A 20,759-nucleotide genomic window follows, 5' to 3' on the forward strand; every position below is an offset into this window, starting at 1 on the left:
TGCCTGGTTGCTCTCAGGGCGCGGGGAGCTCACAGGGACGATTTACATAAATTGGTGATGTGGTGCTGGAAGGTGGGGGCAGGGGCCACATGGCCCCTGCGTGTTGTGCGTGTGCCCTTGGGTTTAGCCTTTCAGGAAGAGCTCGATCACCGGCACTGCTACAGGGGGCTTCTGCACCGGCAGGTGGAGCGTCAGCGTGTCGGGCCCGATGCCTCCCATCGTGGTGTTCTGTGCCTGCTGCTCGGGGTCTATCACGCTCATGCGGATCTCGGAGGCGTCGTTGAGCAGCTGGGCGTACTCCACCCTGCCCGCCAGTCCCGGCAGGTGCAGGTGCCCGAAGGGCCAGGCGAACACATGCAGGTACAGTCTGTTGCCCCGCTGCGTGTAGCGGCAGTCGGGCGGCGGGGTGAATTCGCTGGCGGTGCAGCCGTATATGGCCCTGCTATGCAGGCGCATCCACTCGCCTATGCCCCGCAGTGTCTCGATGGCCTCCGGCTGGAACTCTCCCCTGGCGTTGGGGCCGACGTTGAGGAGCATGTTGCCTCCCTTGGAGACGGAGTCCACGAGCATCCGCACCAACATGTCGACCGGTTTGAAGTCCTTGTTGTCGCGGTCGTAGCCCCAGCTGCCGTTTAGGGTCTGGCAGGCCTCCCATACCACGGGTCGGCCGTTCACTTTCAGCCACTCTGCTGGCTGGTACTGCTCGGGCGTCTTGATATCGCCGCCTATCTCCAGACGGTCGTTGACGATGATACCGGGCTGGAGCTCACGTACCATCTGCATGAGCTTCTCGGATTGCCAGTCGTCCTTCCCCTTGCCCTTGGACCATCCCCAGTCCATGTGGGAGTAGGAGAAGTCGAACCACATGATGTCGATCTTGCCGAACTGGGTGAGCAGCTCCCTGACCTGGCCGTGGAGGTACTCGACGTACTTGCGCATGTCGCGGTGCTTCTGGGATTCCCTGAAGGCCACGTCATCGCGTCGTGGGTGCAGCCCGTCCACCGGGAACTCCGGATGGTGCCAGTCGATGAGGGAGTGGTAGAAGCCCACCTTGAAGCCCTCGGCCCTGAACGCCTCCACCATGGGACGCAGCACGTCCTTCCCCCAGGGGGTGTTCGTGGCCTTGTAGTCCGTGAGGGCGGAGTCCCACAGGCAGAAGCCGTCGTGGTGCTTGGTGGTGACCACGAAGTACTTCATGCCGGCGTTCTTGGCCTCCTGGGCCCACACCCTGGGGTCGTACAGGTCGGGGTAGAAGTGGTCGAAGTACTTTTGGTACTCCTCGTCGGTCATCCTCTCGCGGTGCTTGACCCACTCGTGGCGCGCCGCAAGGGAGTAGATCCCCCAGTGGATGAACAGGCCAAAGCGATCGTGCACGAACCAGCTGGTATCTCCCCCAGTGTGCTGTGAGTTGTCAGACATCCTCCACCTCCAAGTGTATGTGTTATAGCAATGGTAATATCCAGAACACCAGCCCCAGCAGCCCGAAGGCTATCAGGGGGATGATGATCCGCAGGTAGCGGCGACGCAGATCCCCTCGCTCGGCGCCCCTGCGCAGGTAGGGCTCTCCGGCCATGATCGTCACGAACAGCATGATCAGCAGCAGGATGCCCGCTATCAGGTAGACGAAAGTGCCGGCGTATCGGACATCCACGTCAGTGACGTCGAACAGCATCGCGATGATGTTGAGTATAGCCTGAGGCCAGATGATCACCAGCACTACGAACCCCACAACTATGATGGATGCCAGCAGCAGGTAGGCCGCTAGGTACCTCCCCAGCCTCTCCCTGCCAGACATGTTCTTTGGGCGCAAGACGCTTCTCCTTTCTAGCACGCTCTTTGTACGCCTCCTATTATCGGCCCTCGCCGGCTATAAGGTCCAGTGGGAAGGCGCGCTGGTCGCGCAGGGGCAGCTCCACCTTATCCCGCCTCCAGGCCGACTCGTACGCCGCCAGGTACAGCTCGGTAGAGAGCATCCCCTGCCTGCCGGAGACCAGCGGCTCTGGCCCGCCCTCGATCCAGGTGATGAGCGCGTCCAGCACCTTCCCAAAGGGCTCGTCCATCTCATGGCCCGGCTTGGGCGAGTGCACGTTGGAGTTGGTCTCTATAGTCTCCACGCCGTTGCCGTCCAGCACCTGGATCTGACCCTCGCCCAGGATGTCTATCCAGCCTTCGGTGCCCAACAGGCGCATCGTGAAGCCGCCGTTGAGCATCTCGCCGTCCTCCAGCAGCGCGCGTGTGCCGTCCTCGAAGCATACATAGGCCAGGGCGTTCTCCGCCAGCAGGTGGCCGTAGGCCCTCTTCTCCCCGGTGCACCTTACCTGTCCCATCACCCACCTAGCGGGTTGGTCGTCGGCGAAGAACCTGAACATGTCCAACCAGTGGGTGCCCCATTCTATCAGGTCGGCTCCGGGCAGGGAGGCTATGAACATCACCGGCTGCCCCACCCTCCCAGAGCGTAGCAAGGTCTTGGCCGTTTGGAAGGTGTCCAAGTACCTGCGCTGGTGGTTGACGACGAGCTTGGTGCCAGCGCGCTCGCACGCCTCGACCATAGCCCTGGCGTCCTCCATGGTGAGTGCGAAAGGCTTCTCGCACCACACGCCCCGCACGCCCGCCTCGGCGCACGCCTCCACCATCTCGCGGTGAAACACTACGTAGGTGGAGATGCTCACGATGTCGGGGTGCGCCTCCAGCAGCATCTCCCTGTAGTCGGTGAAGCTGGAGGTGACTCCAAACTGCTCGGTGAACCTGTTGAGGTTCTCTATAGAGATATCCGTGGCGGCCACGATCTGGCACCTGGGATCGTTGGAGTAAGCCATGGCGTGCGCGTAGCCTATGCTGTGCGCGCCGATGCCCTCTCCGCCTCTGCCAACACCTATGATACCTACCCTGTACATCCTTGCCTCCTATCGATTCTGTTTATCAAGTAGCCATGTCACGGTGTTGAATACCACGCTCTGGAAGCTGGGCGTGGAGAACGATCGCATGTCGTGCCCCAGTGCAATGTAGGCCGTGCGGGCCTCCCCGTAGCTGCCCGCCCAGGCTAGCGGCCAGCGCCGGCCCTCGTACTCCGCCTCCAGCAGCACCACCGAGCGCTTGGGCTCCCGCAGGTTGTAGTACAGCTCGTCGGGGGTGACGAAGTCGCCCACGCCCGCCAGGATGGGATGCTCGGGGTGCACCACCCGCACCTCGAACTCAGCGTAGGGAGGATGTGTGGACCGCCCCCAGACGAACCGGCCATCGAAGATCTCCTCGAACTCGGGCCTGTCGTCGAAGCTGGCCAGCCCCGCGTGCAGGCACAGCAGTGGCTTGCCTTCGGAGAGGAAGCGCTGCACCGCCGCCATGTGCTCGTCTGAGAACGGCACGTACCGCTCCGGCTTGCTGGCAGGGTCCTCCCACAGGTTGGCATCCAGCTCCACCATGCCCGACCATTCCAGCCCCATGATGATCAGCAGGTCGGCCCTGGAGAGGGCTTCTGGATCGAACATCGAGCGGTCCTCGCCGTAGACTACCTCGTGCCCCCAGGGCGAGAGCTGCTGGATCATCCAGCCTCCTTGCTCCCTGTATGGGTGGTAGGGTCCTCCTCCCCAGATGTGTATCCTCGCCATGTTAGCTCCTTTCGTCCACAGATAGTTGTAGGGTCTGTAGCACGCTCTCTTCGCCTCCCAAGAGCACCCAGTCCTCCCCGCTCGGAGGAGCGTACGCGCCGTCTGGCCCGGCCTCCGCCGGCAGGCTTGTGCCGTGCCGTGGGTCGAACCACAGGGCCGCGGCCGGCCTATGCCTCAGCAAGATCCTCTCCCCGAGAGGTGTGTAGGCCAGGACCAATTGCCTTTCGCGTGCCGAGGCGACCGCGATGTGCCCTTCTGGGAGCTCCGACTGGTGGCCAAGGAGCTCCTGCGCGGGCCGCAGCTCCCACCAAGGCAGCTGCCTCATCAGCGCCCCTGCATACGCCACCTGCTGGCTGCCCGGCAGCGCCATCGCCTCCCGCCAGGTGGGCGCCACACCTGAATTATGGTGCTCTATGGGCACCCGGGGCTCCGCCTCCCAGCTCCATAGTCCGTGAGCGCCGTAACCTACGCCCGCCGGCGGCAGAGAGAGAAGCGACCACCATACCGCCCTCCGTACGTTGTAGTCCGTGTGCGGGCGTCCCGATTGGTACGCCCGTATGCCCTCGTACGGTGGCTCCATGTTGATGATCGGATGAGGCTTTAGCTCCTGCCACCTCTCTGCGGGAGGCCCCGAGTAGATCCACCGGAGGGTGCGCTCGTCGTCGCCGTGACCGCTCTGGTAGCCCCACACGTGCAACCAGGACTCGTGCTCGAAGGCGTCGTAGGGCCAGGACATGCTGTTGGAGTGCATGGCGACCAGGCCCTCGCGTCCCTCAAACACCTGCCGGCCGATGCGCTGCCACCGCTCTGCCCTCTCGCCGGTGTAGTCGCCATCGCCGGCAAGTATCCACACGACGTCCAGCCCATCTAGTCGCTCGATGATGTAGCTTGCAAGCTCCACCGCATAGCGTTCCGGCAGCTCGCCCGGGGTCCTATCCGGAGGGCCGTAGTCCCACAGCAGGACGCACGCTGCGATCATGCCGTGCTCGTTGATAGCCCTCACTCGCTTCTCGATGCGGTCGAAGAAGCCATGGTTGATCCTGATAGGGCCATTGCCCTCGTAGGCCACCTCGCCCTCGGCATTGGCCGGCGTCGCCCTCCACTGGGTGGTGACGCATTGGATGACGCTAAAGCCCTTGCTGCGGCGATCAGCTAGGTACTCGTTCCAATCCTCCTCGCTCGAGAGCAGCGGCCCACTCCAGGAGGTATCTGCCAGCCAGAAGAATGGGGCGCCGGCCTCGGTCACAAGGTGTCTGCCGTTGGATGCTAGTCCTAGACTGCTTGCCACGGCTACCTCTCCCCTGAAGCAAGCGGCAGACCTACAGCACAGCCGGTCTGCTGTGAACGGTAGATCGCCAGGATTATCTCCAGCGATTTGCGGGCCTCCTCTCCGCTCACTGGGGGCGTGAGTCCCTCGCGCAGGCAGCGGAAGATCTCACGGAACTGCACGGCGTGGGTGAGCCACCACTCCTCACCCTCCCCTGGTACACGCGTGCGCTCGAGGTCCTCTGGAGAGAGCAGCTCGCGATCCTCCCTGGGCTCCCAGAGCGTGAGGGAGGAGCCCGTGAGGGTGGCCCCTCCCTCGGTGCCTATGATCTCTATCTGAGGCTGGCGACTGGTGTAGGCTGCGGTGGTGCCCTGGATCGTCCCAAGTGCCCCGCTGCGGAAGCGTATAGCGGCACTGGCGACGTCCTCGGTCTCGATGTCGTGTGCCAGGGTGGCTGTGTATCCCTCCACGCTCTCGGCATCGCCCATCATCCACTGCAGCAGGTCGATGTAGTGAATGCTCTGGTTCATCAGCGCCCCTCCACCGTCGTACTTCCAAGTGCCCCGCCAGCCGCCGCTCTCTTCGTAGTACTCCTGGGAACGGTACCAGTGCAGGAAGGCATTGCCGTACACGAGTTTGCCGAAGAGACCTGCTTCTACCGCCCTCTTCAGCTTGAGGGTGTCGCGGTGGAAGCGGTTCTGGAAGATCACTGAGAGGGTCACTCCGGCCTCCCTCGCGGCTTGGATCATCCTGTCGGCGCCCTCGAGGGTGATGGCCATGGGCTTCTCGGTCACCACGTGCTTGCCGGCCCTAGCGGCCATCACCGCCTGATCAGGATGCATGCCAGAGGGGGTCGCCAGCGTCACCAAGTCGATGTCCTGGCGGGCCAGCAGGTCCTCTATGCTGGGGTACCAGTCGATGCCGGCCTGCTCGGCCAGCTGCCTGCCCACCTCCTCCCGGGGCTCGGCTACCGCCAGCAACCGCACGCCCTCCAGGCGGCTGAGCACCGCCGCGTGCACCTTGCCTATCGTGCCTGCTCCGACTATGCCAACGCCGAAAGTCTCCATCTTCTCCTCTCCCATGTTACTCCAGATTTACGCCCGCCCGGGATGCTACCTCCCGCAGGCCATCTATGCACCTCATCGTAGCTTCCTTCGGCCCCTCGGGAATGCGCATGTGCGTCTCTATCGAGAGAGGGCCATCGTAACCGTCCTCCGCCAGCGCTTGCAGCTGGCCCACGTAGTCGATGCTGCCCTGGCCGATAACGGTCCACCTGCCGGAGGAGTCCAGGTCCTTTACGTGCACGTGGATCACCCGATCTCGGATGTACCGGTAGCCATCGGGGTAGGGATTGGAGCCCGCGGCCGCCTCGTTGCCAGGGTCCCAGATCAATCCCAGGGTGGGCGACGGCAGCCGCTCGAGGTACCAGCGAGCCTCCTCGCCGGTGGCGATGTTGCAGGCGTGCTCGTTCTCCAACCCCAGCTTCAGCCCCGAGGGGCGAGTGCGCTCCACGGCCTCCGCCAGCACCTCCAGGATCTCCTCTCGGGCAGAGGCGGGATCCGGCAGCCTCCAGAAGGAGAACGCCCTCACGATCGGCGCGCCGAGCATGTGAGCCACCTCGATCGACCGCTCCAGCACCTGCCATTGCTCGTCCCTGCTGGTGGGGGAGGCGAAGTGGGTGGCGCCCTGCGGCGCGCCCTCGCCGCGTAGGTGGCACTTGAGGAAGGGCGAGGCTATGGCGCACACCTCTATCCCTTCAGCATCCAGCAAGTCCCTCAGCTGGCGCACGTAGGGATCGCTGTGCTCCAGGATGCTCCTGCCGTCCACGGCCCGCAGCTCGATGGTGCGCAGCCCCTTCAGGCGGCAGACCTCCAACACCTCTTCCATGTTCTGGGATATCTCGTCGCTGATAACGCTTGTACGCATCTGAAGTCTCACCTCCTGTCGCAACATCTTATAACAGTTGCCCTCCGGAGGTTAACCCCTTTTAAAGATTTGTCTCTATCTGCATGAGTCGCTCGATGCACTCCCGCGTGTACAGCTCTATCACCCCCTCGCGGTCCTGCCTGTCGGCCGCCAGGTAAGGGTTGGAGACGGGCGGCAGGAACTCCATCGTGAGCCAGCCGTCGTAGCCCACATCCCTGAGGGCCCGCAGCACCTCCGCGAAGTCGATGTGCCCTCTGCCCACCGATTCCCTGTTGCTGTCGGCGATGTGCACGTGGCGGATGAGTCCTCCCGCCTGCCGGATCGATCCCGGGATGGAGGGCTCCTCGATGTTCATGTGGAACGTGTCGGCCATGATGGCGACGTTGGGCAGCCCCACACGGCGGGCGAGCTCGACCGCCTGCTCAAGCTTGTTGATCAGGTAGGTCTCGAAGCGGTTGAGCGCCTCTATGACGAGCGTGACGCCCAGCCCCGCGGCGTGCTCTCCGGCCTCGCGCAGGCTCTCCTCGGCCAGGCGTAGCTCCGTCTGCACATCCGCTATGGGCGCGGTGCGCCCCACGGGTGATGGTACCACGATCACCGTGGGCGCGCCCACCTCGGCAGCCAGCTCACAGCACGACTTGACGTAATGCACGGCCCGTCGCCTCAGCTCCCCGTCCGGGTTGGAGAGGTCCCGCTTGGGAGGGTAGAGCCCACAGATCGAGGATGCCACCAGCCCCCTGTCGGCCAGCAGTTTGCGCACCCTGGAGGCATCCAGCTGGCTTGGCTCGCCCGCCAGCTCCACACCCTGATACCCGTAACGTGCCAGCCTGTCTAGGCTCTGCTCCAAGGGTTCCCTGCCGTAGATCCATTGACTTACGCTGTATCTTGCCATCTCTACGCTCCTAGCTGTGCTAGATAAGATTATGGCCCAATTTGCCCCCAGGAGCATAGCCCGGCATATAGTTTGAAATTTAAACCGATTACATATACAATAGTTTGTATGACAAACGATATAGAAGCTGCAGTTAGATCCTTCAAGGGTGAGTACGTGCTATACAGCACAGGGTTCCTGCTCTCCACTGCAGGCAGGATCGCCCGCGAGAGGTTCGAGCGGGCGATAGCTCCCCTGGGCCTGAGGGCCCGCCACTTCGGGGTGCTGCTCGCGCTGGCCACTTATGGCTCCGCCCCCCAGGGTGAGGTGGCCGGCGAGGCTTGGATGGACAAGTCCACCATGGTGGCGGTGGTGGATGACCTGGAGCGCTGGGGACTGGTAGAGCGCAGGCGCAATGCCCAGGACCGCCGGATGTACGAGCTAGTCATAACTGAGCGCGGGCGGGAGAAGCTCTCGGAAGCGCTGGAGGTGATCACGCGCTCTGAGGACGAATGGCTAGGGCCGCTGAGTGCGAAGGAGAGGGAGCTCCTGCGCGTGCTGCTGGTGCGGCTGCTGTACTTCCCAGGCGGCCTCATGCGCGGCCGGGAAGGGGGTGAGGAGTGAGCTACGGGGTGGCGATCGCGGGCCTGCTGGCGATAGTCGTGCTTGCCATCGCCAAGCGATGGCAGCGGACGGTCTTGCGCCGGCGCGTCGACAGGTGGGAGCTGCTGCCCACGGTGATCGTCTGCGGGGCCACCGGCGTGGGGCTGGTGCTCGCGTCAGCCCTCGCGACGCAGGCAGGGGACCTCACAGCGCTGGCGGGGGCGGCGATCGGTACCGCCTTGGGTTTGGTGCTGGCGACCTTCGCGCTCCGCGAGTCGGTGGTGGAGCTCTTATCGGATGGGGCCTACTTCGTGCCCCCGCGGGGCATCGGCATGGCCGTGTTCACGCTGCTGCTGGTGCAGCTGGCCCTGAAGGCTTGGAGGCTGTACTCTTTCTACCGTGATAGGTCCTGGGAAGTGGGAGCCATGCCGGCTGGCACGCACAGAGTGTCGCTCGGTGATGCCCTGCAGGCCATCAGACCCAAGGGAGATCCTTTCACTATTGCGGTGTTCTCGCTCGTGGCCACCTACTTCGCAGTGTACTACGCGGGAGTTCTCTGGCGGGCGCACCAGCTGGGGGAGAGCTCATGGCGCGGGATGCCCTGATTTGACGGCCGTTCGCCGCTGTGCTCCAATATCCCATGAGGCGCTTGGATAGAAGGACCTTCCTCCTGGGGGTGCTAGGGCTCTTGGGCTGTGGATCACCGGAAGCAGCCGCTCCCACGGTGAGTCCTCTGCCCTTTGAAGCCGACAGGGCCTGGGGCTACCTGCTGCGGCAGGTGGGCTTCGGCCCCAGGGTGCCTGGCACAACCGCTCACCAGAGGTGCCGCGACTTCCTCCTGCATGAGCTACGCGCGGTGTTGGGGAGTGCTTCCCTGCAGACCTTCAGCTTCCATGGCATCGCCATGTACAACATCCTGTCCGAGTACCGCGGTGGAGGACGAGAGCACGTCCTGCTGTGCGCCCACTGGGACACCAGGCCCAGGGCCGATAACGAGCGCGATCCCGATCGCAGGCGGCTTCCCATCCCGGGCGCCAACGATGGCGCAAGCGGGGTGGCCGTCCTGCTCGAGATGGCCCGCGCGCTGACGATCCTCAGGCCACCCATCAGGGTGAGCTTCGCCCTCTTCGACGGTGAGGACTGGGGGGGCGACGAAGAGAGCATGTACTTAGGGTCCAAGCACTACTCAACTACCCTGCCACAGGGCAGGCCCAGATGGGGCGTATTGCTCGACATGGTGGGGGATAAGAGCCTGCGCATCCCCCGGGAGGGCTTCTCTGAGCAGCACGCCAAGGAGGTCAACGATAGGGTGTGGGAGGCCGCCAGGCGCGTGGGCCACGACGATGTCTTCGTCGACGAGCTGGGCCCCAGCATCCTGGATGACCATCTGCCACTCTTGCGCGAAGGCATACCTGTGGTGGACGTTATAGACTTTGACTATCCACAGTGGCACACCCTGCGGGACGATCCCTCGGCGTGCAGCCCCCGGAGCCTTGGGGTCGTGGGAAGGACCGTGTTGGCAGCCCTGATCCTCGAGCCATGACGGCAGGTAGCAGCTGCTATAGATTTACCATCTACCTCAATGTGTTCTCAACCCTTTCCCCACCCAAAGCACACACAACAAGAGTATTTAAAATGCTTATCTATATATAAGTACATTTCGTAGTCCGATGTTTGGAGATAGCGCTATGATCAGGCACAAGCTGGTGAAGGTCGTAAGGGATCCCGGGATATTGTTGCGCAAGGTCACCAGCCCGCTCATCGAGCATAAGAAGTCCTCCCTCGACCTTGAGCGGGAGCGTGAGAGGTCGATAAGGTTTCTTCGGGAGCACTTCGGCGTGGATGCGGCTGTGCTGCACGATGAGTACTGGGCATCACCCTTCGCGCGCTGGTACGGACGGAGGTATGAGGAGCTGCAGGGGCTGGTCGAAGACAAGGAGACCTCATCCCGCTTCGATCTTGTGACGCTGTACATGCTGGTGCGAGCGCTAGAACCCAAGGTGGTCGTCGAGACCGGAGTAAACTACGGGGGATCTAGTGCGCACATCCTGGCGGCGATGCGCGAGAACGGCTTCGGCAAGCTCTACAGCATAGATCTTCCCAAGGCGCGGGCATTGCCGGCGCTCGGGCAGGACTTCCTCGTGCCTCCCGAGCTGCAGGGTGATTGGCACCTCATCCTAGGTGATAGCCGAGATGAACTACCCAAGCTCCTGGACTCGCTAGGGCAGATCGATCATTTTCACCACGACAGCCTGCACACAGCTCAGCACATGTCTTGGGAGTACGAGACGGCCTTTGGACACATCCGGCCAGGGGGAGTGCTGTCGTCGCACGACGTCATCGTGCCGCTGTCGCTCCAGAACGTGTTCGAGGCGTTCTGCCACAGGCGCGGGCTAACCTACGGCGTGTTCCGCAACGTGGGCATCGCCCTGTGCTGATAGCGAGGCTAGGCCCTGGCACCACGCGAGTCAACGGACTTGCTCTCTGAGGACTCCCCGCCCTCGGGGATGTACAGCCGCTCATAGAGGTTCAGCCCCTGGAGCAACACGAAGTGGTCGATGGCGCTGGTCACCGCCAGGAACTGGTTGAAGTAGAACAAGAGCAGGTCAAACACCGTCAGCGCCACCAGAAGCGTCATCGTGCCCAGGGCTATCGCCCTCCTAGGCCTCCCCACTAGCAGGAGCACGGCCGTGGCCACGAAGCAGCCCCCGATCACGCCCTGCAACAACACCCTCAGGGCTAGCAACCCGTAGGTCACTCCGGGCTTCAGCTCGATGTGCGAGTACTGCGCCAGCGTCACCCAAAAGCCGCCGGTAGCGTCCACGTTGGGCAGAAGGTAGATCCCTAGGTTCGTCAGCAGATCTAGCAGCATCGCTGCCCCCACGGCACCGGAGACGGCGATCAGCCCCAGGCGCAGGCGGCGTTCGGTCAGCCAGGCCTCCATCCGCCAGATGAGCTTGTTGAGCCTCGCCCAAGGGCTTGTGTAGGGCATAACTATCACCAGGTCCTTGGAGTTGACGAACTCCAGCAGCGCGTCTGCCAGCCTGCCGAGGTTGTCGCTGCCGGCACGCCGACGGACGTCCCTTAGCAGCCTACGCAGCTGGTGCCTCTCGTGTGGGTCGAGGTCGTGGTCCAGGACTTCCTCGATCATGTCTAGCGCACGATACAATTCCGACCGCACGTCGCTGGGCTCGGGCCGCCTGACCCGCAGGTACACCAGCACCGTCAGCAGGAAGAAGGCGTAGATGATGGGCGCGGCCGGTGGGTAGAAGTAGTCGTTGTTCTGGGTGATGAACTTGCCGACCTCGTCGATGAACAGCCCCACGCCGATGCCCGACAGCAGCGCTCCTAAGGAGTAAGCCCAGCGGTTGGCGAGCACTAGCGGCAGGACTGATGCCAAGAACAGCAACAACCCTCCCCACAGCACGTGAGCGATGTGCAGGCCGTTGCCGCCCAGCTGCGGGTAGCCCGTCAGCCACAGGAACAGGCGGGTGAGGAGCACCGAGCCCGCGAAGGCCACCAGCGTCACCATCAGGTACCTCTCGGCGCCCGATCGCTTGACAGGTCGGTTGATTCTCTTGCTGTGGACCATCTCTAGCCTCCTCGTGTGCTTACTACATGATACCTTGATCGACCCGGGCGATGGCTATACCCTACCAGGGCCGATGGGGTACACTGGCACTTGTAATCCAAGATAGGGAGGGTTTCATGGTAGGTATAGGTATACTGGGAGCTGCACATATCCACACGCCCAACTTCGCGCAGAGGCTGCGCAACCGCGATTCCGTGCGGGTGGCGGCCGTGTGGGACCACGACAGCGAGCGGGCGCAGCGCTACGCTACCATGTTCGGCGCACAGCTGGCCAGCACGCCCTACCAGGTGCTGACCAACCCTGAGGTGGAGGCGGTAGTGATCTGCTCGGAGACCAGCCGTCACGCGGAGCTCGTGTTGGAGGCCTTGGGGGCTCGCAAGCACCTATTCGTGGAGAAGCCGCTGGCGGCAAGGACCGAGGAGGCCTTCGAGCTCGCGGAGGCGATCGAGAGGGCCGGAGTCAAGTTCCAGACCGGCTACTTCATGCGTAGCCACCCGATCAACCGTTTCCTCAAGCAGGAGATCGCCCAGGGACGCTTCGGGCGCATCACCCGCGTGAGGACCTCCAACGGCCATGCGGGCGCCCTGCTTGGCTGGTTCGACACCGAGTGGAGGTGGATGGCTGATCTCAACGAGGCTGGAGTGGGAGGCTTCGGGGATCTCGGGAGCCACGCGCTGGACTTGATGCTGTGGCTGCTGGAGGGAGACTTCGTTCGCTCCGCCACAGCTTATATAGGCAACGCCATCGGCAGGTACGGCGAGACCGATGAGTTCGGTGAGGGCCTGCTGGAGTTCAGCAGCGGGGCCGCTGGCACCGTGGCCGCCAGCTGGGTGGACCTAGATAACCCCGCCCAGCTGGTTATAAGCGGTACCAAAGCCCACGCGGTGGTCGTCAACGGCGAGCTGTACTACAAGTGCGAGGAGATAGCTGGCGCCGACGGCCGCACGCCTTGGGCCGACCTCCCTGAGCCGCTGCCGCACGCCTTCGAGCTGTTCCTCGATGCCCTAGAGGGTCAGGAAGTGCCCTTGGTGACGCCCAGAGAGGCCGCCAGAGTGGTCGCCGTGATGGATGCCATGTACGAGGGCTCGGCACGCAAGGCTTGGGTCACCCCCAGGTGGGACTAGGTGAGTTAAAGAGGTTGGGGGCCGGGATCACCGGCCCCCAGGTGCAGGAGGAGTAGTGTGGCAGGAAGGTAGTAGTCTAAGTTAGGTTGTCAGCCTTACTGGCTGGGAACGACCCCTACGATGGGGCCGCTGGCCAACATCTCGCGCTTGAGCTCTGGGAGCTCGATGGTGCCCCACTCGGGGACCTCGCGCGCGGTGCAGCCTATATGCTCGCAAGCATGATGCCTGCTTCTCATGATCTTTAGTATTCGTGCTATAATCTTCATAGTTGGTACCTCCTTTGAGATGCCAATCGATCTTTCTTCTCGTTCGAGGCTGTCCCTAGGGGGCAGCCTTTTCTGTTGCTTCTTCTCGTTCCTCAGCTAAGGCCCTTAGCTTGCCCTTGGATGTGCCCCAGATGGCTTCTCTCTCAAGCCCCGCCAGCCGCAGCCTCTTGAAGTAGTCCACGGCCGCCCTCTCCAGGGACACGTCCTCGAAACCCTGCTCTTGCAGGCGCTGCCTGTGCTGCAGGATCTCCTGCCAGGCCTGCTGGGCCTCCTCTTCAGTCAGCTCCCAGCCAGTTAGTCTAGCTATCAACTTCACGTAATACTTCGGTTTCTCTTCCTTTGGCACTACCCTCAGCACGTATCTCATCGCCCTGAGAGGGTGCCTTGCCGCCGCCAGCAGGACGTCGCCTACACCGTAGCCCGACTCCAGCAGCGGCTCCAGCTCCGGCACGACCACCTTGGTGGTCTTAGCCAGCGCCCCCGGCCCCTGCTCGTGAGCGCCGGGCATGATCCTGCGGTAGCTCAGCTCCGGCTGCGAGAGGAACCAGCGCTTGCGGAACTCGGCACCATGGCGCTCGTCCCACTCGCGGGCCGCCTCCTCGAAGGCCATCTCCCTGCCGAGCTGCTGCTCTCGGGCGCGCTTGTAGCTCTCGATCTCCTCCATCGCCGCCCTCGCCTCGGCCTCGGTCATGGCCCTGCCCAGCACCCTCTGCAGCCTGTGGGCCGTGGCCTTCGGGTGTAGCTCCGGGCGAGAAGCGTAGGAGTACCTATAGACATCCTCGAAGCCGACGCCGCTCTCCGAGCGCACGTCGAGGACGCCATACCCGATTCGCTTCTGCAGTTCTGGATTGTTCACTACTTCAACTACTGTTACGTCGTTTCTCATCTCTCTGCCCTCCCTTAGGCCGCTTCGCTGCCCTCGGTTGCGGCGCCAGCCTATTAATTCCTTTACCCCGCTCCTCGAGTTGGGTTTCCAATTCCCAACTTTGACTATACTTATGTTAAAATTCTCTTGATCTTGCACGGTTCATGCGTTTTTCTGCATGATTACCGTTTCCGAGATTAAGTATACAGCATGATTCCGCAAAATCAAGGGGATTCATGCAAAAATCCGTAAATTCATGCAAAAATTGGCAAATCTGGGAAGAAGGGGTGTAGATGCTCACTGAAGAGAGGAAGCGTTTTATTTTAGAGACGCTGGCGCGTGAGGGCAAGGTGCTAGCGCACGACCTCAGCAAGAAGCTTGGAGTCTCCGATGACACCATACGCAGGGACCTGAGGGACCTGGCCCGCGAGGGGCTGCTGGTGCGGGTGCACGGCGGCGCGCTGCCGAGGTCGCAGTCCATCACGGCGCCCTATTCGGCCCGCCAGCAACAGGAGCCGGTGGTGAAGGCGGCGATCGCCGAGGCCGCTGCCAAGCTGGTGGAGAACGGCCAGGTCATCATCCTGGACGGCGGTACCACCACCCTGCAGGTGGCGCAGCACCTTCCCAAGGATCTGCACGCCACGGTCGTCACCAACAGCCCCCCAATTGCCGTGGCCCTGGGCGAGCATCCTTACGTGGAGGTGGTCGTGCTGGGCGGCAGGCTGTACAAGCACGGCATGTCCACCGTGGGTGCGGCCACCCTCCAGGAGATCCAGATGATCCGAGCCGACCTCTGCATGCTCGGCGTAGGAGGACTGCACCCCGAGCTTGGCCTCACCACCGATAACCTCGAGGAGGCTCACGTCAAGAGGGCCATGGTCGCCAGCGCCGCCGAGGTGGTGGCCCTGGCCTCTGCCGAGAAGATCATGGCCGCTCAGCCCTACATAGTGGCGCCGCTGGCTGACCTGACGCATGTGGTCACCGAGTCCTCAGTGCCTCGAGAGGAGCTAGCTCCCTTCGAGGCCGCGGGGCTGACCATCATCTTGGCCTAGGGGCTCCAGCAGATCCTCTCTTAACACGTGCTCTAGGGAGAGCTCGCGGTAGCCCATGCGCTCGAACAGCACGGTGACCTTATCCCCTTCGATCCTGTGCACCGTGCCCTCCCCGAGCTTGGGGTGATGGACGCGCTCCCCGGGCTCAAACGGGGCATGGGCGCTAGCGGGCTTGGGTGTGCGGCCCAACAGGTCGTTGTCGCACATGTCGCAGCGTTCAGCCCGCATCTGCTCCCCAAAGTAGTTGAGGATGAACTCCCGCCTGCATCCTTGAGTCGTCATGTACGCTCGCATCATCTCCAGCCGGCTGCGCTCGTATTCCTTGCGTGCCCGGTCCTCCTCCAGCGACAGGCTCTCGGGGTCGAATCGCCTCTTGCGCAGGAGTATATGGTCTCCCTGTTGTTGGATGAAGCCGCTGCGTTCCAGGGCGATCAGCGCCCTCACGATCAGGCTTCTACCTAGGCCGGTCTCTTCTCGTAGGTCATCCAGCTCGCGACGCTGGCTCTTGCGCAGCGCCTGGAATACCTGCCTCACCTCGTCTGGGGTTAGGTCGCTTGCACTGGCCATAAACGCAGCCTTCTCCAGACCTTCGTGCCTATGCAGCAGGCAGCAGAACGCAAACTCCCCATCTCGGCCGGCCCTGCCCGCTTCCTGGTAGTAGGCCTCTAGACTGGTGGGTGGATCGATGTGTAGCACGAAGCGCACGTCGGGCTTGTCTACGCCCATGCCGAAGGCGTTGGTTGCTACCACTATCCTTAGCTTTCCCTCTAGGAAGTCCTGTTGCACCTGATCCCGCTCGCTCTTCCGGCGCTTGCCGTGGTAGTAGCCGGCGGAGATGCCCATCTCGTTGAGCCAGCTAGCTACCTCCTCTGCGGCCTTGGTGGTGTTGGTGTAGATCAGCCCATTGCCTGCAAGTGCCTTCCTGATCTGTTGGCTCACCATCTCTGGATAGGCTTCGACCTCGCCACGTAGCAGCTGCTTCAGCACCTCCCTCGTGTCATCATGGGGTTCCAGCCGGCGCACCTCAAAGAACAGGTTGGGGCGGTCGAAGCCTTGGGCCACCACCAAAGGGTCTCGCATCCCCAGCACTCGGGCTATATCCTGCCTTACCCATGGTGTGGCGGTGGCTGTGAGCGCCAGCACTGGAGGACGCCCCACATCCTCGATTACCCGCCCTAACTGCAGGTAGGAAGGCCGGAAGTCGTGTCCCCACTCGGAGATGCAGTGGGCCTCATCTACCACGAAGAGCGACACCTGTCTGTCGCCCAGCTCAGCCATTAGATCGCCGCTCACTGCTCCCTCTGGGGTGACGTACACCAGCTTGATCTCTCCCTGCTGTATGCCTTCTAGAGCCTCGCGGGTCTCTGGATGCAGGCTGCTGAAACCCACGGCTTTCACGCCCACCTCGTCCATAGCTGCGATCTGGTCGCTCATCAGCGCCAGTAGTGGCGTGACCACTAGAGTTACTCCTGGGAGCAGCTGGGAGGCCACCTGGTAGATCAAGGATTTGCCTGCTCCGGTAGGCAGCAGCACCATCACGTCTCGCCCTGCCAACAGGCCTGCGACTGCCTCCCTCTGGCCGTCCCTGAACTCTGAGTGACCAAACCTATCTAACAGCTCCTCCAGTTGGGAGTTTTGTGAGGGCATGTTGACTCCTTTCCTCTAGAGCGATCGCTGTCTACAGAGCAACAATCGTGCCCGCGGTGCTACCCTAACGCACGCGCCGCGGCTGGCCATCGAGCTTGTGGCGTCGCCTAAGTAAGTGCTAAATTTGTCAGGACGATCCCTAGGAGAAGGAGATGTATGGTCACAGTGCTCCGGGCGAGCTGGAGATAGTCAGGGCTTTTGTCAACACTTTGGATCCCGCCCAGGGCCACGACGAGCTGCATGACCCCTCCAGCCTGGGGAGGTGGCTGAGGGAGCACGGCCTGCTGTGCGGCGATCGGGAGCTGGGCGAGGACGACCTACGTATCGCTCTGGCCTTTCGAGAGTGCGTGCGCGACCTGCTGGCGGCCAACAACTGCCAGCCGCTGGATCCCCGCACGGTGGAGGGGCTCAACCAGCTGATGGGCGCTATCCGGATGGCCTTTCGGTTCGACGCCGACGGCGGGCTGGCCCTATTGCCCTGTTCTTCGGGTGTGTACGAGGCTCTGGGTCACATGCTGGCGATTATCCATGCCGCGATGCTCGAGGGCACATGGCAGCGCCTAAAGGTCTGCCGGGAAGAGCGATGCCGCTTGGCCTTCTACGACCTCTCTAAGAACAGGTCGGGCACGTGGTGCACGATGCAGGTGTGCGGCAGCCGCAACAAAGCCAGGAACTACCGTTCGCGCAAGCGGGCACAGACTACAGCTCGCTGAGCTCGTCCTCCTCGGTCAGCAGCTCGATCTTCGTGCGGGCGTTCATCGGTTCCACCAGCCCCCATGCGGGCAGCTCCTGCGACAGCCTCGCCAGCATTATCACCCAGGCGGAGAGCGCCAGGTGGCAGGCCAGTCGACCCAGTAGCAGCGAGATCGCTCTCATAGCACGGCCTTCCTTCCACAGATCTTCGTGTGCCCATTGTAACCCATTTTCATTAAATAGTGGCAGCGCTCATCGCGACTCCAGATGAAGAGTTATTCATGCTGGGGAGAGTAGTTGGCCAGCTCCTCGACGAGCGTGATGAGGGCCGTGTGGTCCTCCTGGGACCTGCCCTTGGCCTCGAGCGCGGCGAACGCCTGGTCCACCACTGCCGTGGCTGGCAGGGGCACGCCCAGCTCCCTCCCCGTCTGCAGCGCTATCCCTAGATCCTTGTGGTGCAGGGCAACTTTGAACCCGGGCTTGAAGGTATGTCCTAAGAAGTTATCTTTACGCATCTCCAGCACCCTGCTGCCGGCCAGCCCCCCCATGAGCACCTGCACTATCTTGGCAGGGTCCACGCCAGCCTTTGCCCCCAGCACCAGCGCCTCGCTGATGGCTTCTATCGTGAGCGCCACGACTATCTGGTTGCAGGCCTTCACCACCTGTCCCGATCCACTGGGGCCTAGATAGGTGATGGTCTTCCCCAGTGCCTGGAAGATAGGCAGGGCGCGCTGGAAATCTTCCTCCCTGCCGCCGACCATTATGGAGAGCGTGCCTTGTTGTGCCCCCACGTCTCCTCCGCTCACCGGGGCATCTAGCATGTGGGCTCCCCTCTCCTCGACCTTTCGTGCGAGCTCGCGAGTGGCTATGGGCGAGATGGTGCTCATGTCGATGAGCAGGCAGCCCTCTCTTATGCCCTCCAGCACCCCTTGTTCCCCCTCCACCACCTGACGCACGTCGGGAGTGTCCGGCAGCATGGTGATGATCACGTCGGAGCGCTCGGCCACCTCAGCAGGGCTGTTCGCTGGCTGGGCACCTTCCTGCTGCAGCTCCTCCACGGGCCCGCGGCTGCGGTTGTGCACCACTAGCTGGTAGCCCGCCCTCATCAGGTTCCTGGCCATGGGCTTGCCCATGATCCCCAAGCCTATAAAGCCTATCCTCTCCATCATCTTCCCTCCGTTAGCAGTAGTTGTGCTGGCTGGGCCTCTCCCGCCCGCGCCTCGCGGGGCAGCCAGCGCAGGCTCTCGTCCGTATCTACCCCTCGGGGGATGTACTCTAGCCCCACGTAGCCCGCATAGCCCTGATCTTCCAGGGCTTCAAAGATGCGCTGGAAGTCCAGAGACCCGCTTCCTGGTTGCCCCCTGCCTGGCCAGTCGGCTATTTGCACGTGGGAGATCATCTCCCGGTAGGCGCCGAAGAGCTCCAGGAGCTCCGTCTCCCTAGGGCGCTCGCCCAGCATCACCTGAGCGTGGTAGAGGTCGTACTGCAGCCTGACGTTGTCCCTGCCCACGGAGCGGATGAACGCCACGGCCTCCTCCACGGTTGGCAGTAGGTAGGGCCCGTTCTCATGGGTGTTAACTGGCTCTACCAGCACGTCGATGTCGTGGGGGGCCGCCTGTTCTGCCGCCCACGCGATGTTTCGACGTGCTAGCTCTAGCTGCTCCTCCAGGGGCATGGTCTCGATCCGCAGCCCCACGAGCGCGTTGAGCCGCTTGCAGCCCAGAGCACGCGCTAGCTCGAGCGCCACAGGCACGTTCTCTCGGAACATATGCTCTCTTGCAGGGTCCGATAGCAGTCCCCTATCGCCGGAGGGCATGTCGCCCGCGTCGAAGTTGAACAGCACTACCCGTAGGCCCAGCTCGCGCACTTGTGCCTCTAGCAGCTGTAGGTCCTCTCCTGAGGGCCACCAGAACTCGATCGCCTCGAAGCCTGCCTGGCGCGCCTTCTCCGGGCGCTCAAGAAAGGGTACTTCCCTCCATAGGGTGGAGATGTTTGCACTGAATCTCAAAGCTCGTCTCCTAATAGGGGTGTCCGCAAGTCAAGGTAACATCAATCGTTCGGTGCTGTCAACAGCGTGGCCTCTGGTCGATGAGCTATCCCGGCCTGGATCCCTTGTGCTACACTGTGCTCATCTCGAGGATAGAGGAGGCGCACATGGGCGAGAAGATAGGTGTTGGGATCATAGGTACGGGTGGTATTTCCGGCGTGCACATTCGGGGGCTCACTACCCAGTGCAGCGACCTCGCGCGGATAGTAGCTGTCTCGGACATCAGCGAGGAGCGGGGCAGGAGGGCTGCCCAGCAGGCAGGTGGCGCTGAATACTATCAGGACTACCATGACCTGCTGGCGAGGGAAGACATCCAGTTCGTGGAGATCCTCACACAGCCGGCCCTCCACAGGGAGATCGCCGTGGCGGCGGCCCAGGCGGGCAAGCATATCTGCATCATCAAGCCCTTCACGGTGATGCTGAGGGACGCAGACGAGATCATACAGGCCGCCAGGCAGGCGGGTGTGAAGCTGTTCGCCGGCCAGCCCACGCGCTACGAGCCGACATCTAGGACCATCTACGAGGTAGTGCGCAGGGGAGATATCGGCGAGCCGACGCGCATGTACACCCGCAGTTTCCTCTATCTGGGATGGCTAGAGAAGCCTCAGGGCTGGTACTACGACCTGCGCCAAAGCGGCGGGGTCACGGTTGAGACGCTAGTGCACCACATGGACCTCATGCACTGGATACTGGGACCTGTGAGCAGGGCGTACGCCGAGGCGGGATCGTTCTACACCCAGGACAAGCCCACCCCGCTGCCTGACGACCAGATAGCAGTGCTCTACAGGTTCCAGAACGGCGCGATCGGCGTCCTGGAGGGCGCGGGCTCGCGGGCCCTTGGAGCTCCATCCTGGGCTATCGAGGTCACGGGCACCGAGGGCGCCGTGTGGCTGGAGGAGGGCGGCAGGGTAACGGTGTCGCGCACCAGGCTCTCAGCTGGCAGCCTGGAGACCATAATCCCAGGGGAGGCCGATACCACAGGAGGGGCAGGGCCCATGCTCAGGGACTACCTCCAGTGCGTGCTCGAGGATAGGGATCCCCCGGTAACGGGCGAGGACGGCCGATACGCCGTCGAGATGGCCTGGGGAGCCATAGCCTCCTATAGAAGTGGTAGGCCCGTATCTCTGCCGTTTGACCCAGCTCACTACCCAGACTTCGACTGATGCCCATAAACTATCCAGCAGGGACGTGAGCTATGGAG

Annotated in this window: 22 protein-coding genes and 2 pseudogenes; 8 read left to right on the forward strand and 16 right to left on the reverse strand. The window is 62.8% G+C overall.

Translation table 11 applies throughout. The annotated features are described in order from the left end of the window. Window positions 1–123: 123 nt before the first annotated feature. From N2245_RS04160 to N2245_RS04200, 9 genes and pseudogenes are all read right to left on the reverse strand, one after another. Window positions 124–1,425: pseudogene (locus tag N2245_RS04160) on the reverse strand (alpha-L-fucosidase); the annotation flags it as partial. Between the two features lie 16 nt (window positions 1,426–1,441). Then, window positions 1,442–1,810: a hypothetical protein gene (locus N2245_RS04165; protein ID WP_494535477.1), complete on the reverse strand. Its 369-nt coding sequence runs from the start codon at window positions 1,808–1,810 to the stop codon at window positions 1,442–1,444. Between the two features lie 40 nt (window positions 1,811–1,850). Beyond that, window positions 1,851–2,489, reverse strand: a complete 639-nt coding sequence (locus N2245_RS04170) for a Gfo/Idh/MocA family oxidoreductase (RefSeq protein ID WP_494535574.1) — start codon at window positions 2,487–2,489, stop codon at window positions 1,851–1,853. Window positions 2,490–2,561: 72 nt separating this feature from the next. Then, window positions 2,562–2,894: pseudogene (locus tag N2245_RS04175) on the reverse strand (Gfo/Idh/MocA family protein); the annotation flags it as partial. 9 nt (window positions 2,895–2,903) lie between these two features. Continuing rightward, window positions 2,904–3,605 (reverse strand): ThuA domain-containing protein, encoded by a 702-nt coding sequence (locus N2245_RS04180; RefSeq protein ID WP_494535478.1) that lies wholly within the window; start codon window positions 3,603–3,605, stop codon window positions 2,904–2,906. 1 nt (window position 3,606) lies between these two features. Beyond that, window positions 3,607–4,893, reverse strand: coding sequence for a glycoside hydrolase family 140 protein (locus tag N2245_RS04185; RefSeq protein WP_494535479.1), 1,287 nt, complete (start codon window positions 4,891–4,893; stop codon window positions 3,607–3,609). Between the two features lie 2 nt (window positions 4,894–4,895). Continuing rightward, window positions 4,896–5,939 carry a Gfo/Idh/MocA family protein gene (locus tag N2245_RS04190; RefSeq protein WP_494535480.1) on the reverse strand — a complete coding sequence of 348 codons (1,044 nt, stop codon included), beginning with the start codon at window positions 5,937–5,939 and terminating at the stop codon, window positions 4,896–4,898. A 16-nt stretch (window positions 5,940–5,955) separates the two neighbouring features. Next, window positions 5,956–6,798, reverse strand: a complete 843-nt coding sequence (locus N2245_RS04195; RefSeq protein WP_494535481.1) for a sugar phosphate isomerase/epimerase family protein — start codon at window positions 6,796–6,798, stop codon at window positions 5,956–5,958. Between the two features lie 61 nt (window positions 6,799–6,859). Next, on the reverse strand, window positions 6,860–7,690 hold the full coding sequence (locus N2245_RS04200; protein ID WP_494535482.1) for a TIM barrel protein: 831 nt from the start codon (window positions 7,688–7,690) through the stop codon (window positions 6,860–6,862). 108 nt (window positions 7,691–7,798) lie between these two features. Here N2245_RS04200 and N2245_RS04205 point away from each other — a divergent pair, with 108 nt between their 5' ends. The 4 genes from N2245_RS04205 to N2245_RS04220 all read left to right on the forward strand — a co-directional run bounded on the left by N2245_RS04205 (window position 7,799) and on the right by N2245_RS04220 (window position 10,710). Beyond that, the gene (locus tag N2245_RS04205; RefSeq protein ID WP_494535483.1) at window positions 7,799–8,293 is read left to right on the forward strand and encodes a MarR family winged helix-turn-helix transcriptional regulator; all 495 of its coding nucleotides are present in this window, start codon (window positions 7,799–7,801) and stop codon (window positions 8,291–8,293) included. Window positions 8,294–8,301: 8 nt separating this feature from the next. After that, on the forward strand, window positions 8,302–8,877 hold the full coding sequence (locus N2245_RS04210; RefSeq protein WP_494535575.1) for a CcdC protein domain-containing protein: 576 nt from the start codon (window positions 8,302–8,304) through the stop codon (window positions 8,875–8,877). Between the two features lie 44 nt (window positions 8,878–8,921). Then, window positions 8,922–9,815 carry a M28 family peptidase gene (locus tag N2245_RS04215; protein ID WP_494535484.1) on the forward strand — a complete coding sequence of 298 codons (894 nt, stop codon included), beginning with the start codon at window positions 8,922–8,924 and terminating at the stop codon, window positions 9,813–9,815. A 145-nt stretch (window positions 9,816–9,960) separates the two neighbouring features. Next, a complete protein-coding gene (locus N2245_RS04220) occupies window positions 9,961–10,710 on the forward strand; it encodes a class I SAM-dependent methyltransferase (RefSeq protein WP_494535485.1) in 750 nt (249 codons plus the stop codon). An 8-nt stretch (window positions 10,711–10,718) separates the two neighbouring features. Here the strand turns inward: N2245_RS04220 and N2245_RS04225 are convergent, their stop codons facing one another. Next, window positions 10,719–11,864 carry a hypothetical protein gene (locus N2245_RS04225; protein ID WP_494535486.1) on the reverse strand — a complete coding sequence of 382 codons (1,146 nt, stop codon included), beginning with the start codon at window positions 11,862–11,864 and terminating at the stop codon, window positions 10,719–10,721. Between the two features lie 50 nt (window positions 11,865–11,914). Here N2245_RS04225 and N2245_RS04230 point away from each other — a divergent pair, with 50 nt between their 5' ends. Continuing rightward, on the forward strand, window positions 11,915–12,988 hold the full coding sequence (locus N2245_RS04230) for a Gfo/Idh/MocA family protein (protein ID WP_494535487.1): 1,074 nt from the start codon (window positions 11,915–11,917) through the stop codon (window positions 12,986–12,988). Between the two features lie 95 nt (window positions 12,989–13,083). Here the strand turns inward: N2245_RS04230 and N2245_RS04235 are convergent, their stop codons facing one another. Beyond that, window positions 13,084–13,254, reverse strand: coding sequence for a hypothetical protein (locus N2245_RS04235; RefSeq protein ID WP_494535488.1), 171 nt, complete (start codon window positions 13,252–13,254; stop codon window positions 13,084–13,086). A 55-nt stretch (window positions 13,255–13,309) separates the two neighbouring features. After that, on the reverse strand, window positions 13,310–14,140 hold the full coding sequence (locus N2245_RS04240) for a hypothetical protein (protein WP_494535489.1): 831 nt from the start codon (window positions 14,138–14,140) through the stop codon (window positions 13,310–13,312). Between the two features lie 272 nt (window positions 14,141–14,412). Here N2245_RS04240 and N2245_RS04245 point away from each other — a divergent pair, with 272 nt between their 5' ends. After that, window positions 14,413–15,171 carry a DeoR/GlpR family DNA-binding transcription regulator gene (locus N2245_RS04245; protein ID WP_494535490.1) on the forward strand — a complete coding sequence of 253 codons (759 nt, stop codon included), beginning with the start codon at window positions 14,413–14,415 and terminating at the stop codon, window positions 15,169–15,171. Here the strand turns inward: N2245_RS04245 and N2245_RS04250 are convergent. Continuing rightward, on the reverse strand, window positions 15,127–16,818 hold the full coding sequence (locus N2245_RS04250; RefSeq protein WP_494535491.1) for a RecQ family ATP-dependent DNA helicase: 1,692 nt from the start codon (window positions 16,816–16,818) through the stop codon (window positions 15,127–15,129). The two genes, N2245_RS04245 and N2245_RS04250, sit on opposite strands and share 45 nt — an antisense overlap. Before the next feature lie 152 nt (window positions 16,819–16,970). Here N2245_RS04250 and N2245_RS04255 point away from each other — a divergent pair, with 152 nt between their 5' ends. Then, entirely contained in the window at window positions 16,971–17,531 is a 561-nt protein-coding gene (locus N2245_RS04255) for a CGNR zinc finger domain-containing protein (RefSeq protein ID WP_494535492.1), read from the forward strand. Here N2245_RS04255 and N2245_RS04260 read toward each other — a convergent pair. The 3 genes from N2245_RS04260 to N2245_RS04270 form a co-directional block, all read right to left on the reverse strand. Further along, window positions 17,518–17,694, reverse strand: a complete 177-nt coding sequence (locus N2245_RS04260) for a hypothetical protein (RefSeq protein WP_494535493.1) — start codon at window positions 17,692–17,694, stop codon at window positions 17,518–17,520. The genes N2245_RS04255 and N2245_RS04260 overlap by 14 nt on opposite strands. A gap of 92 nt (window positions 17,695–17,786) precedes the next feature. Further along, on the reverse strand, window positions 17,787–18,677 hold the full coding sequence (locus N2245_RS04265; protein WP_494535576.1) for a 2-hydroxy-3-oxopropionate reductase: 891 nt from the start codon (window positions 18,675–18,677) through the stop codon (window positions 17,787–17,789). Next, window positions 18,677–19,519: a hydroxypyruvate isomerase family protein gene (locus N2245_RS04270; protein WP_494535494.1), complete on the reverse strand. Its 843-nt coding sequence runs from the start codon at window positions 19,517–19,519 to the stop codon at window positions 18,677–18,679. The genes N2245_RS04265 and N2245_RS04270 overlap by 1 nt, the downstream gene beginning before the upstream one ends. Before the next feature lie 146 nt (window positions 19,520–19,665). Here N2245_RS04270 and N2245_RS04275 point away from each other — a divergent pair, with 146 nt between their 5' ends. Further along, complete coding sequence (locus N2245_RS04275) at window positions 19,666–20,721, forward strand: Gfo/Idh/MocA family protein (protein WP_494535495.1); 1,056 nt, start codon at window positions 19,666–19,668, stop codon at window positions 20,719–20,721. Window positions 20,722–20,759 lie beyond the last annotated feature (38 nt).

The sequence above is a fragment of the Thermobaculum sp. T2p genome, assembly GCF_059335935.1.